Origin of the sequence: Pseudomonas sp. PDM32, from assembly GCF_019219225.1 — a bacterium.
GTDB classification, from domain to species: Bacteria; Pseudomonadota; Gammaproteobacteria; order Pseudomonadales; family Pseudomonadaceae; genus Aquipseudomonas; species Aquipseudomonas laurylsulfatiphila.
In genome coordinates, this window is the sequence record NZ_JAHUWE010000008.1 from 334,525 (window position 1) to 347,519 (window position 12,995).

Sequence of the window (12,995 nt, forward strand, 5' to 3'; positions counted from 1 at the left end):
CCTTTGTTAAATGGAATTTATGCTCGCCACGGATATCTGGCGACGCGACTATTGAGGCCCTGTCTCATGAGAACGTTGAAACTCATTGCCGTACTTATTCTCCTGCCGCTTTGCCTGGGTTTGTTTGGCGTCTGGGAGTTGCAACGCAGTACTGAGTGCATCACGGAGTTCGCGGATATCAACGCCGAACTGAGCGATATGCGTGTTGAACTCCAGGCGATGGCAGCAAAGCCGGGATCGAGCTCGGCACTGGTCGATATCAATGGCAAGCGCATGAGTGTTGCCATGGCTCTATCGCGTATTACTGACGCCGAGCACGACCTGACCATCCTGCAACCGGTAAGTGCCGTGATGGGCAACCTGGCCAAAGGCGTCATCGTCCTCGGCCTGCTGGCCTCGCTGGTCGGTGTGCTGGGGTTGCTGGGTCTGCGTTGGGCCGGTGCCCGCGCGAGTCATTCCCGTGAACGATTGCTGCACACCTTCAGCCTAGTGAGCCGCCTGTTGCCGTACCTGCTGGTGGGGCACATCGTCGCCATGGGCGCGGCGGTGGCGGCCATCCTCGGTTTCGAAGGCCTGGGACTGTGGCACATGGGGAAAATGGCCGCCGGTGAATTCAAGCTGATGCTCATCGTGCTGATGCTGATGCTCGGTTTCCTGTATTCGATCTGGCAGATGGGCAAGCAGCTGCCGGTCATGCTGCACATGTTCCAGTCCACGCCGATGAGCGTGCTGGGCCAGGTGGTCACACCGGAACAGGCGCCGGCGCTGTGGGCCTATGTTCGCGAACTGGCGGACCAGCTCGGAGCGCTGGCACCCGAGCACATCGTGCTGGGCATGACCGAAGGCTTTTACGTCACCTCCAGCGACGTCAACCTGCTCCCGTCAGGCACCGCGCTCAAGGGCCGCACCCTGCACCTGCCGATGATGTACCTGGGCTTGCTCGATTCGGCAGAAACCGGCGCGGTCATCGGTCACGAACTGGCGCACTTCGCCGGTGCCGATACCGAATACAGCCTGCGCTTCGTACCGATCTACGAGGGGATCGGCCGCAGTCTCGGGGTTATTGCCGAAACCATGCTGCAAAGCGACGTGCTGCAACGCACGACGCTGTGGCCGGCCTACATGCTCGGTGAGTACTTCATGGAGCGTTTCGATCATGCGGTGAGCCACTGGAGCCGCGTGCGGGAGCTGGCGGCGGACGCGGCGGGTGCGCAGTTGACGGGGAATATCGCCATCGCTTCGGCGCTGGTGCGCATCTCTGCCATCGACCCCTTGTTGCACCAAGGAGTATCGACCCATGTGGTCCGCGCGACAAACCCCAGCGCCGAACACGTCTTGACCCGCGACTTGCCAGGCAGCGTGCTGCAGGAGCTGGCCGCGCAGCCGCTGACCCTGCCCGAGGAGGAAATGGCAGCCAGCCTGCCTCATCCGTCGGACACTCACCCCTCCAATCGCGAGCGGCTGGCGTCTCTGCAAGTCACGGTCGAAGAGGCCGTCAGCCGTGGCGCCCGACCGATCATCGCGGCACAAGCCAGCGCCGCGATGGATCACTATTTCGCCGATCCCCAGGCATTGCGTGCGCGCATTACCGAGGACTTTCTCGGCCACTATGTGGAGCAGGATGCGGCGGTTGTGCAAGCGTTGCGTAGCCATGCCGGCAATGCCACGGAGGAAGTCCGGCTGCATGAAGGCGCACGATTGCGCGGGTGGATTACCCTGGGTTGCTTCTCGCTCTTCATATTGTTGGGTTTGGGCCTGCTGATCCTGCCGTACCTGTTACCGCAGGTTTTCGTGGACGCGGATTCCACAATGAAGTTGGTTGGCATTCTGCTCTTGATCAGCATGGCGTTCCTGCTGCCACTCTCCTTGCGCATGCTCACGCGGGCGAACAAGACTGCGTTGCTGCTGACGCCCGAGCACTTCGTATTCGCCAACTTCAAGGCGCCATTGCCAATACAGCACGTCGCCGATTTTGGTCTGCAAGTGGGGCACGGGGTGCACTTGAATTTGCTGCTGGAAGACGACGCCCCCATGCCTGAGTTGGCCTCGCGTTCGTTCTTTTCGCCGGATGCGAAACTCGACAAGAAGAAGCGCTGGGTCCAGTTGCAGCTGCTTCAAATCTGCCGTGACGACAAAAAACTCAAGGACCAGGAGTTGGCGGACCTGATTGGCACCTATCTGAATGCAGGCACTGCGCGGCACTTGCTGCAGCAGCGATTCGAGCAGGTCTGAAGGCTTTCAGCATCGGCAAGCGTGGGGTTCGGGGTTCAATGGCTCAACAGGCTTGGAGGACGGTCTGCAGTGGCAAGCGTTCTTCAATGTCATGGATAAGGATCATGGACCTACCGCCTACCTGTTCAAATGTCACCACTGCGCCACGCTGTGCGCTTACCAGGACAGCCATTGATACCCAAAGTGCTCAATCCATGGCGACCTACAAGGAAGAAGCTCTGATGACCGACGATCACACCCCCGATTTCACCAAAGTCCCCACCGGCATGCTGCCGTTCCCGCCTGTTGAAGACGTGTTTGTCGCCGATCAACTGGAGCTGGCCAACCATCTGCACCCTTTGTTCAGCTTGGATATCAGCACGGTAAACCCCGAGTGGTCGGGCGTGCTGCACATGCTCAACCCGTTGGAACCGTACGAGGGCTTTGTCGGCGAGCTGACCGAGTGGGACGGGTGCCATAGCTACCTGCTGAAAACCAACTGGATCGGCTTCAAGGTCGAGCAGGGGCGCTATCGCTTGTGCGGCGATCCACGCTACTTCTTTCTGCACGAGGAGAATGCACAGCTGGCTGATCCTCACCCGGAGGCAAGAGCGGATCTGGAGCGGCACTACGCCGATCAGCACAGCGCTTTTGCCGCCACCGTTGAAAGGTTTAAAACCAGCGGTGTGCTGGCGCGTGAGGATGGTGAACCGTTGTATGCAGTGGAATTTGTCGCGCAACTGGGCGGCGAAGTCGATGGCTGCGCCAACTGGGTGGAGGCGGTCGAATTTCCAATGCACACCGTTGAACTGGACCCCGACCGCGGAGATTCGAATGTCTACCCCCTGAGCCCTGCGGGTAACCGGTTTTTCCACGTGGCAAGCGTTCCGGGCTGGCATTACCGGACGGCCGGCGCAGACATGATCGTCATGTTCTACGAGCCGATTGAAGGCTTGGTGCTATTCACCTTCGATTACAGTTGAATCCCATGAATAAGGCCGAACTGCAAACGCTTGTAGTCAGAGTTAAAAAGTATCTCGCGATTATCTTTTTGCTCTGCCTTGTAGGCGTTGTCATCTATGCGTACCTGCACAAACCGGAGTTTCCTTCTGAGATAGTCCTCAAGCAAGACTTCATTCCGGGGCAGTCGATCTACATCGTTCAAGATGCCAGGGATGCAGATGAGCCCAAAAGCCTGAGGTTCTACGTCAACAATGGCGACGGCAGGAATAATGAGACGATGAAGGTGCTCCTCGGAAAGACCCCACCCTTCCTGGTCTCGGACACTGACTTGAAAGACGTGGTAATCCAGCGTGTCTCCAACGGCCTGCACATCAAACTCAAAGGCGCAGTCTCGAATTACCAGAGCAACCTTTACCTTGAAGACGGCGACACTTACACCACCTACCGTGTAAGCCTTGAACAAGTCGAAACGCGACCGCCCTTGGCGAGCGGTCGGTAAGCTTGCTTCAGCAAGGCAATCACCGCGCAGACAACCGCAATCGCCAGCGCCGGCCACTGCATCGGCAAATCGATGATAGTGGTTGCTGGCGGGGGGCTGGTCGTATTGATGGCGTGCCTGCTGCCATTCTCGTTGCGCATGCTCAAGCGAGCGAACAAGACGGCGTTGTTGCGGACGCCCGAGCACTTGGTATTTGCGAACCTAAAGGCGCCATTGCCGATCCGGCACATCGCCGATTTTGGCCTGCAAGCGTGGGGTGCGAAGTTCAATGGCACCCTGCGCAGAGCTGATGGAGGTCTGATAGCAGCGTCTGAAGCTCGTTATTTTCGGCCAGCAAGGGCGTTTCGTCTTCATACAGAACAACGTCGTTGATCGAGCCCATGCCGCCGTACAGCGACATCAGTCGAGACAGTACGTATGCCGTATCCTGGGGCAGCGCAAGGCTGCACTCCTCAAGTCTGTCGGCCCATTGCGGGTGACCGAATCTCCTCAGCAGTTCTGCTGTTCGGACAAGGTTCGAGGAGATCTTGCGGATGTCTTTCATGGCGCCAGTCCTGAGCGAATCATTTATCAACGTTCACAACGCTGACGGAACCATTGTGCCAATCGACCGAGTAACTGAGGCCATTCCAGTTACCAACGATCAACGCCCCGTTTTTGTCGCACTGAAGACTCATGTAGGGCTTGTCTGCTTGCGTGCCGTGGGGACTTTCCTGGATGAACCAAAGCACTTTTCCATGCCTCGATAGAGCAAGGATGTTTTTGTTGAAAGTGACATCTGAAGGGGGCTCGATCAGGACCGCGAGCCTATCGTCATGCTGCAAGGCGACTTTGACCGGGTGAGGCAGGTGAATGGATTGATCTGCTATCCAAAGGATGCCGTTGTCAACGTGGTACCAGGTTTCGGTCATGACGTTACCTCTAGCGTTATCCGTGAAGTCGCAGCAATTTCATGTGCGAGGAAGACTTTCCGGCGGCAATCCATTAGGCAGCTGAATCTTCAGGCCATGTGCAATCTGATCGGCAATGTAGAAGGCATCCCCCAGTACGCCAGCAAGTTCAGGATCGTCGGCTTCAAACTCTTTGCCGGCCCAAACGCCGATGGTCAATTGGTGCAACCGGGCTTTATCTTTTTCAACGCCCAGCAACACGTTTTTGATGAATTGCAACTGGATCAACGAACTTGAGTAAATCTGGAACTCTGGACAGCCGTTGTATCTCAGCGCGGTGATTGTTATCGCATTGTCGATGTAGTCGAGGGCGGTTATCGGCGTTTTCAAGAGGCGGTCCCTCTCGGTATCAGCGTTTTGATTGCTGCGTGACGCCACGTATTGATCAAACATTCGAACCTGCTCTCCGATCCGGGCAGAGTCTCGATTGTAATCAACATGTTTTCTATAGGTCAGGAATTGTTCCGATTGTGGTCCATGGGCCAGCAACGAAACAATGGCCGCACATTGTATGAGCCAATAGATTTCGAACGAGGATTCGGTGCCTCGACAATAACCAATATCTGTCCCTTTGCCGTACAAGTCACGAGCCAGTTGGCTGGCTTTATCGCGGTTTATCGTCGTCTCTGATATCCATCCGGCCCGGTCATTTGCGATGACGAATACCCGATAACGCTGCAACAGGAGGGCATCCACTAGCGTCAGGTCCGGGCAGGCGGGGGGCATCAACGGTACAAAAACCTCTAGCTCACGATTGATCGGCAGCCAGGACAGGTTCCTTTCCACTCGGGAAGGTGGCTTGTCCACTTCGGTCATGGTGGCTGTATCGACAACCTGCTCGGTGGGGGCGGGTGGAGGAGCGGTCTTTTGCCCGAAAAAGGTTTTCAAGCGCTGCAGTAGTTTTGACATGGGATATCCGTTCAAGGATTTTGAGGACCGCGGTCCATGGGGCCGGAGTGTCGAGCTTGCCTTAGATAGCCGTTCCTCTATTGGCCCCCGGCTGCACAATCAGCAGGTCATCCAGCTCTCTGCGGCGACAGCTCATGGCAAACGCCAGGGCCGTATCAAGATCCGTTTGGAAGAGATCGAAGCGTGCCCGGTCAATTTGGTAATACTCCTCGTAGTCGACCATGCCGTTGCTAACCGGAATCGACAAGTAAAAGCGGCCAGTGGTCTCTTCGATGCCTAGGGCAAACATGTGTTCACGGCTTTTGAACGCGTCACTGAATTTCATCCTGTCCTTGATCTGGTGGTTGGCGGTTTTTATCTTCGCGCATTCTGGATTCAATTAATTTGTACGATGACCAGTCGCGACCACCAATCAGCTCAATGTAAAAGTTCGTGTAAGCGACTTTCAGATCACTCAGCATTCTCAGGTTTGTTTCTTCGAAAAGGCGGTGACCAGGAATATCGCGCGGTTCCATGTTTTCTTTGATGCTTTCCAGTTCTGCCATGGATAGCAATTTGTTTAGATCGGAAAGCAACAATGCAGCTGCCGGATCTTTATGCGTGTAAAGATCCAGCTTTTCTCGCAGGAGCAGTGCTGCTGTTTTCAGGGCGATCCTGTCCATTTTATTCTGATAGCCAGTCTCGTTTCAGCGATTCCCATAAATCACTTCATCCATCTCGTCATGGAGTGGGGCGCATTCGAATAATTTTTGCGCCAGGTCCTGAATGTGTTCTGACCAGGCGACCGTTTTGACCCATTCCTCAGGCATGCCCGTCACCCCGTACAGCGCCCCGGCTATCTGGCCGGCGGTCGCTGCCACGCTGTCGGCGTCGTCCGCCAGATTGGCCGCCAACAGGATTGCATCCTTGAAGTTGTCGGTGTTCCAGACCGCCCACAGAGCTGCTTCCAGCGTATCGATGACGTAGCCGGAGGAGCGGATCTGATCGCGGGTTTTTTGTTTGTATTCGCCAGCGTTGATGATCAAGGGGCGGGGATACAACGCGCGAACCATTGACGACAAGGTTTCTTCCTTGTCCGCGCCATTGAGGGCCAGGTGCAGTAGAGCGCCGAGCAGTTCGCAGCAATTTACGGCTTCTGCAGCCTTGTGAGTGCAGCGGCTTTGTGCCGCGCTTTCTCGCCAGGTACCGGACAAGGAGTGGCGACGGAAGATGGCGGTCGGTGCCAGCCTGATGATCGATCCGTTGCCGGCTGTGGATGGATGATCGTTGCCGTACCAGTCGACGCCCTGCGCCAATCGACCTTCAAGCGCAGCGCGAGTGGCGTTGCCAATATCAAAGCATTTTCCGTTATGGCTATTTTCGCCATTTGTATACCAGCGACAAAGCCTCTGCGTGTAGTCGCGGAAATCGAATTTATTGTTTGCAACGTAAGTGTCTGCGAGAGCCAGTGCCATGCTCGTATCGTCAGTCCACTCACCCGGTTTCAGCTTGAAGGGGCCACCGCCAACCATGTCACTGACATGTTCACGATCACGGGGCAGAAACTCGAGCGTTGTACCCACGGCGTCGCCAATCGCGAGCCCCAACAGGCAACCCTTGGCGCGGTTCAGCGCCTGCTCTTCAGTGAGGGTGCAAGGCCTGGAAGTCAGCCACTCAGGTTTCCTGTTCGGATATCTGGGCGCGTCCGGCTGCAACATGTAATCCATGCGCTGGCGCAGTTGAGGAGAGGGCGGTGGGAGCAGGTGGTCGTAGCGTTCAGTGTATTGGGTGAGCGCTTCGTTTGAGCTTCTTAGATCAAACATGGTTTTTTAACCTCTCGGTGCGAGGCAATGATGTTTCACGACAAGGCGTCCGTTATGGCAAAAGCGCTTTAATTCTCTTGGTGAGAAATTCGTAAAAGTTGTTCGCATACAATAAGTTTTGCCCCGACGGAATTCTAACGAAAATCTGGCATTCTTCGGCGTTATATGTATCGTAGTCGAAGAAAAAAACCTCGCCAAAGTCGGTTTCGCTGATGACTACTTTTTTAGCGGTTGTTGATTTGTGTTTGAGGCCATTGATGTGCTGGAAAACTATATCTCCACCATTGATGTCCTCGAAGTCCATTCCATAGATACTATATATTTCCTCGGTCCCGATTTCTCCTCCTGCATAATTGAGAAGGAACCATTTGTAGGATGCAGGCAGTTTATGGCGGATTTGTTTCTCGGCTTTGACCAGCCAGTCATCAGATACGGCGTCAGCGGGGGATCCAAACGCGGCGATATCCGGATGTTGTTTGATCAGGTTCTCTAGCTCAAGTGTTGGTGGTTTATTCATTGCCTGTCTCGGACGTTGTTTGCCACTGTTGTCAATCTGTCAATACTCATCTTTCCATAGTGCAGTGAAGGTCCCAGGTTTTTGCCAAGCGGTATTTACCACATTGCAGAGGTGTAGCCGTCGATAGCGTGACATCACGTACCATCATCGGCGAGAGCGACCTCTATTGTAGTCCTGGCGGGTGATCTCCTCGCCGCAGCACAGAGCTTCATTGAATAAACGGTTGTCATGAGGGACGGGTTGACTGCTCTCTTCGTTGCCGTAGAAACGTACGAATATCAGCTTCGAATGATGGTCCCATCGATAGGTAACTTCTTCGTATGAGTAGTCAATGAAAATGTCTTCGTTGGAGAAACGCCCACCCTTCGCAATTGCCATTTAATTCTCTCGCGACGTTGTAGTGTTGCGTCGTTGATCGTGAACCCTATCTGAAAACCCAAGATCAACAAGATCTTTTAAAAACTCGGCGCCAGGCAATGATCTGTCACGACCTATCGTCTGATTTCAGACCCGTTCAAATGCGTCCCATAAAATCTGTCGAATAGCATCCAGTCTTGCGTTAGCTGCGATTCGTTGTTCAGAGGTCCCTCGATCAATGTAGACGTCTGAGAAACCTGATTTACTGCCAGCCATGGTCCTATAAATTGAGGTGGCTTGTGCCCATTCATTACTGTTCGGTGAAGGGTCATCGGAAAGTATGCGGATTATCGCATTTATTCCCGAATCAAAGTTTCGGCAGTTCTCGCTGTGAAAAATTTCTTTGAGCGTAATAAATAGTTCGGTCAGGTGTGAATTTGTCATGCGCTATCGGACACCAAATTTACTCGGGTAGCTTGATCTTCAGACCTCGTGCAGACTGTATCGCGACGTAATACGCATCCTTGAGTGCACGGGCTAGTTCTGGATCATTCTCTTCAAATTCCTTTGAAGCAATCGCTCCTATACTAAGTTTATGGAGTCCGGACTTGTCTTTTTCGGAACCGTCAAATACAGCTTTCACATACTCTAGCTGTGTGAGCAATGATGTGTAGACCGAGAACTGTGGGCATCCATCACGCCTATCAGTCGTGACTATGATCGCTTTTTCAACATACTCAAGTGGTGTTGTTGGTTTCATGGTGTACCTGGAGTAATTAAGTTAAACAGATCTTTCTGGCCAGATGTCATCTGTCGTGCCCCCCCCGTTGCTGGAAAAGGTTTTGACGGCACGGACCACGTGTCCATAATCGGGGCAGATGTGCTGCGTAACAAGGTAACTTTTTCCGTGGTTTGATAACTGTTTATGACCTTCGGAACAACAGTTTTCGTTTTGTAGATCTCACCGAGGGGGTTGATCCCTAGCTGTGATGGTACCACCTCTGGGGTAGGAGAATACCAAATGCCTTGCCTTCCTTCTGGTACTTGGTACTGCCAGAGCTTCTTGCCTCGATTAATGGTCTCTACATAAACCGGTTGAGAAAAATCCAAGCCGTTCATGTAGTTTTCGTAATCTGCTGGTTTGTAACCTTCAGATTTGAAGAAATTTTCTGCGGTTTCCTGGTTTCCACGTATATAGATATCTTGTTTCACGTCGCCCGTTCGGCCAAATTTCTTATTTAAGTAATCTCGACGTGCGGCTGAGTCCATAAGCGGTTGATTGGCGGGCTTGGTTGTCGGTTGCTGCGCCGGAATCTCACGTAACGTCTGCGGCTCCTCAGCCTTCACCAAAGGCGCCGGCTCCTTCACCCGCAACTCATCCCGAGCCAGCAGCTTCTGCTCATTCTTTGCCAACCAACCCGCCAACTGCTTGTTCGATATCTCCGCCTGAAGCTTCGCGCTGCGGGTCGCGATGCTTTCCATGCTGTTCATCACACCGGCTTTCATCTGGCCCCGGGTCAGGTAGGTGACGATGGCGGTGAGCAACAGGAGTACAAGCTGCTCCTGCCCGCGAGCCAGTTGTCGTGCCGCGCGTTCGATGCGTTCCTGGACCAGTGCGGCGGAGCCGCCGCTGGGGTCGAGGCCGGACGGCTTGACGCCTTCTTCGGCGTGCCAGGCCGTGGCGATGCCTTCCTGCAAGGTCGAGAGGCAGGCGGGCAGGCCCTGGTAAAAATATTCGGCGATGGCGGACAGGCCCAGACCCATGAGAATCAGGTTGCCGACCTGCAAGCCGATACCGGCCCCGGCAGCGGCTCCGGGGGCCGCACCGACGCCAAAGGCGAAGGCCCCCGCTGCGCCGCCGGCCACGGTGCCGATCGCCACGCTGCCGCCGAGAATCATCGAGACTTCTTTGACCAGTTGCAGCAGTACCGGCAGGATCTGCTCGATTTCAATCGAGGCCCACTTGCGCTTGAGGTCCATCTGGATGATCGGGTAAGAGAGGGTCATCGCCTGATGCACCGCATCGATGCGACGACCGCCCATGTAGCCGTAGGCCTGGCTCGCGCCATTGCTGACACGCCGGGTGAAGCCGTTCCAGTTGTCGTGCACGCTCTGCAAGCCGTCGTTGACGCCCTGGTTCAGCTCGTTGAATTTCTGGTCGAGGTTGCGTTCGACATCGGCCCAGCTGGGCACGTTGGCTAAAAGATCCATTTACACGTCACTGTCCTTGGGGGTAAGGCGCTTCCTTGTTGCTGCGGTCGAGCTGTCGAATCTCCGACTTCACATCATTGCCCAAGTGATGGCTATCAGCCGCACTTCAGACTGCGGCGCGGGTAGAAAATTTCAACATGGATCCCATTTTTGTTATTCGCGTTACATTCGGCAATGATGGCAATAAGGCATTAGTCGCCAACAAGTGGCCACTAACTTCCCGTTCATCCTTGATATATCGACGTTTCTGGTCGGCCAGTGTGGCGATAATTATTTTTCAGGGATTATCCTGAACTGAGTTCCAGGTGCGTGGAAGTGCGCGCCTATACGGCGTGCGGGTTGACACAGTGCATGACATGGGTGTCTCCTTCCCGCGTTCGAGCATCGGTGATGCCTGCAAAAGTGTGACAAATTTCTCAAATATTTTAATGAGTGATGGCACTTTCATACTGTCTTGCGGTCGCAGTTTCTGACGCCTGTTTCGTGTGAGGAATTTCACTCGGCGTTTAAACAAACCCGATGAAAATGAAGCGTTTTTGCCGGCAGTCGCTTACAAGACTTGCAAATTGCCACAGTCCGAAAACATGGGGCGGCGAGGTGTTCGCCCAGATCGATGATGTGGCAGACAGGGTTTTGACCCTCTTATCTGATTCGTTATGCGCAGTGGTTGAGAGAGGGCGGTAGCTTTCCACTGTTTTCAAGGAGATACACATGTTGATGGACCTTGCCGCAATGCTTTCCCCGCAGAATCGGCGCCTGTTCAAGTTCAAGAACCTCGCCAACCCCGAACAGCAATTGTTGCTTGAGTCCTTCAAGGGGACTGAAGGTCTGTCGCGTGCGTACAACTTCGAGTTGCTGCTGGTGTGCCAGGACTCCGGCGTCGAGTTGAAGTCGATGATGGGTCAGCACGTGGTTCTTGAAATCGAACTGGCAGACACCACGCCACGTTACCTGGCAGGCTACCTCACGCGTTTTGCCAGTATCGGCAGCGATGGTGGCATGGCCCGCTATACGGCGACGCTGAACCCCTGGTTCTCCATGCTGAAGAACCGTTTCGACACGCGCATTTTCCAGGGTTGCACGGTGGAAGATGTCGTCACCCAGGTGTTTGCCTTGTGCACCGCGTTTTCCCGACACGAGTTCCGCCTGAGCAAGCCGCTCAAGCATTACACCTACATCACCCAGTACCGCGAATCCGACTTCAATTTTGTCCAGCGCCTGCTGGAAGAAGAGGGGATGTTTTACTACTTCGAGCACACCGCCGAAGGCCACACCATGATCATCTGCGACGACTCCACTACGTTGGTGCCGTTGCCTGAGCAGCCGCAGATCCGTTTCCACACGGCATCGGTCACCGAGACCGCCGACTCCATCACCCAATGGAGCGGCAACCGCCAGTTGCAGTCGGGGAAAATCGCGGTCCAGACCTTCGATTATCGTCAGCCGTCCAACCGCTTGCCGGTCGCCATGAAGAGCCTGAACAAGCAGGGCGATGTCGACGAGTTCGAAATCTATGACTTCCCCGGTCAATACACCCACGGCACCTACGACGAAGGCGAAGCGCTGCTGCGGTTGCGGGTCGAAGCGCTTGAACTCAAGGGCAAGAGCTTTCATGGCGCCAGTAACTGCCGCGCGATGAAGCCCGGTTATACCTTCGAACTGCTGCAGCATTACGATCACGATCAAGGCCCTGCCGATGAGCGTCAGTTCCTGCTGATGAGCGTCGAAAGCGAAGGCCACAACAACTACCTCAACGGGCACCAGGCGAGCTACTACAACACCTTCTCCTGCGTGCGCAAAAAGATCGTCTTCCGCCCTCAGCTCACCACCCCGCGCCCGACCATCTCGGGTCCGCAAACCGCGATCATCGTCGGCCCGCCGGGGGAGGAAATCTTCACCGACGAACTCGGCCGCGTGAAGGTGCAGTTTCACTGGGACCGCAAGGGCGAGCACAACGACAAGAGCTCCTGCTGGGTCCGCGTCGCGCAGTCCGGTGCCAGCGGCGGCTTCGGCAGCATCCAGATTCCCCGGATAGGCGATGAAGTCGTGGTGGTGTTCCTCGACGGCAACCCCGACCGCCCGCTGGTCATGGGCAGCCTCTACAACAGCCAGAACACCCCGCCGTGGTCGTTGCCGGCGAACAAGACCCAGAGCGGTTTTTTGACCCGGTCGATGAAAGGTGACGGCGGCACGGCGAACTTCTTTCGCTTCGAAGACAAAGCAGGTGCCGAGCAGATCATCATGCACGCCGAGCGCAACATGGACACCGAGATCGAGGTCGATGAAGTCCATACCGTCGGTAGCAACCGCACGATCAAGGTCGGTGGCACGCACACCGAAACGATCAAGAAAGACACGGTGATGAATGTCCAGGAAGGCTCGCTGACGATTCAGGTCGACAACCAGTTCATTCAGGTCAGTGCCAATCAGCACATCATTCTTCAGGTGGGGGACAGCAGCATCACCCTCACACCGGACGGCATCGATATCAAAGGCAAGGCGATCACCACGACGAGCACCGGCACGACCCAGATCACCGGTTCCGAGGTCAGGGTCAATGACTGAGGTAACGGCGC

13 protein-coding genes are annotated in these 12,995 nt (G+C 55.1%); 4 read left to right on the forward strand and 9 right to left on the reverse strand.

The window, feature by feature from the left end; genetic code table 11:
- Nucleotides 1-66 precede the first annotated feature (66 nt).
- The 3 genes from KW846_RS17620 (at nt 67) to KW846_RS17630 (ending at nt 3,673) form a co-directional block, all read left to right on the forward strand.
- Entirely contained in the window at nt 67-2,232 is a 2,166-nt protein-coding gene (locus KW846_RS17620; RefSeq protein ID WP_218483812.1) for a M48 family metallopeptidase, read from the forward strand.
- 194 nt (nt 2,233-2,426) lie between these two features.
- Nucleotides 2,427-3,194: a hypothetical protein gene (locus tag KW846_RS17625; protein WP_256356766.1), complete on the forward strand. Its 768-nt coding sequence runs from the start codon at nt 2,427-2,429 to the stop codon at nt 3,192-3,194.
- Nucleotides 3,195-3,199: 5 nt separating this feature from the next.
- Entirely contained in the window at nt 3,200-3,673 is a 474-nt protein-coding gene (locus KW846_RS17630; protein WP_077046706.1) for a hypothetical protein, read from the forward strand.
- 265 nt (nt 3,674-3,938) lie between these two features.
- On the opposite strand, the gene KW846_RS17635 is transcribed toward KW846_RS17630, so the two are convergent.
- The 9 genes from KW846_RS17635 to KW846_RS17680 form a co-directional block, all read right to left on the reverse strand.
- Nucleotides 3,939-4,217: a hypothetical protein gene (locus tag KW846_RS17635; protein ID WP_218483814.1), complete on the reverse strand. Its 279-nt coding sequence runs from the start codon at nt 4,215-4,217 to the stop codon at nt 3,939-3,941.
- Nucleotides 4,218-4,236: 19 nt separating this feature from the next.
- A complete protein-coding gene (locus KW846_RS17640; RefSeq protein WP_256356767.1) occupies nt 4,237-4,584 on the reverse strand; it encodes a hypothetical protein in 348 nt (115 codons plus the stop codon).
- A gap of 39 nt (nt 4,585-4,623) precedes the next feature.
- Entirely contained in the window at nt 4,624-5,532 is a 909-nt protein-coding gene (locus tag KW846_RS30055; protein WP_256356768.1) for an immunity protein Tsi6 family protein, read from the reverse strand.
- A 61-nt stretch (nt 5,533-5,593) separates the two neighbouring features.
- Nucleotides 5,594-5,857, reverse strand: coding sequence for a hypothetical protein (locus tag KW846_RS17650; RefSeq protein WP_218483816.1), 264 nt, complete (start codon nt 5,855-5,857; stop codon nt 5,594-5,596).
- Nucleotides 5,844-6,194 (reverse strand): hypothetical protein, encoded by a 351-nt coding sequence (locus KW846_RS17655; protein ID WP_218483818.1) that lies wholly within the window; start codon nt 6,192-6,194, stop codon nt 5,844-5,846. Before KW846_RS17655 ends, KW846_RS17650 begins: the two co-directional genes overlap by 14 nt.
- Nucleotides 6,195-6,218: 24 nt before the next feature.
- On the reverse strand, nt 6,219-7,334 hold the full coding sequence (tri1, locus tag KW846_RS17660; RefSeq protein ID WP_218483820.1) for an ADP-ribosylarginine hydrolase Tri1: 1,116 nt from the start codon (nt 7,332-7,334) through the stop codon (nt 6,219-6,221).
- Nucleotides 7,335-7,386: 52 nt separating this feature from the next.
- Nucleotides 7,387-7,851: an SMI1/KNR4 family protein gene (locus KW846_RS17665; protein WP_218483823.1), complete on the reverse strand. Its 465-nt coding sequence runs from the start codon at nt 7,849-7,851 to the stop codon at nt 7,387-7,389.
- Between the two features lie 820 nt (nt 7,852-8,671).
- Nucleotides 8,672-8,968 (reverse strand): immunity protein Tsi6 family protein, encoded by a 297-nt coding sequence (locus KW846_RS17675; protein ID WP_218483827.1) that lies wholly within the window; start codon nt 8,966-8,968, stop codon nt 8,672-8,674.
- Entirely contained in the window at nt 8,965-10,419 is a 1,455-nt protein-coding gene (locus KW846_RS17680) for a polymorphic toxin type 46 domain-containing protein (RefSeq protein WP_218483828.1), read from the reverse strand. The genes KW846_RS17675 and KW846_RS17680 overlap by 4 nt, the downstream gene beginning before the upstream one ends.
- A 711-nt stretch (nt 10,420-11,130) precedes the next feature.
- On the opposite strand from KW846_RS17680, the gene tssI reads away from it, so the two are divergent.
- Nucleotides 11,131-12,984: a type VI secretion system tip protein TssI/VgrG gene (gene tssI, locus KW846_RS17685; protein WP_218483830.1), complete on the forward strand. Its 1,854-nt coding sequence runs from the start codon at nt 11,131-11,133 to the stop codon at nt 12,982-12,984.
- The last annotated feature ends 11 nt before the right edge of the window (nt 12,985-12,995 follow it).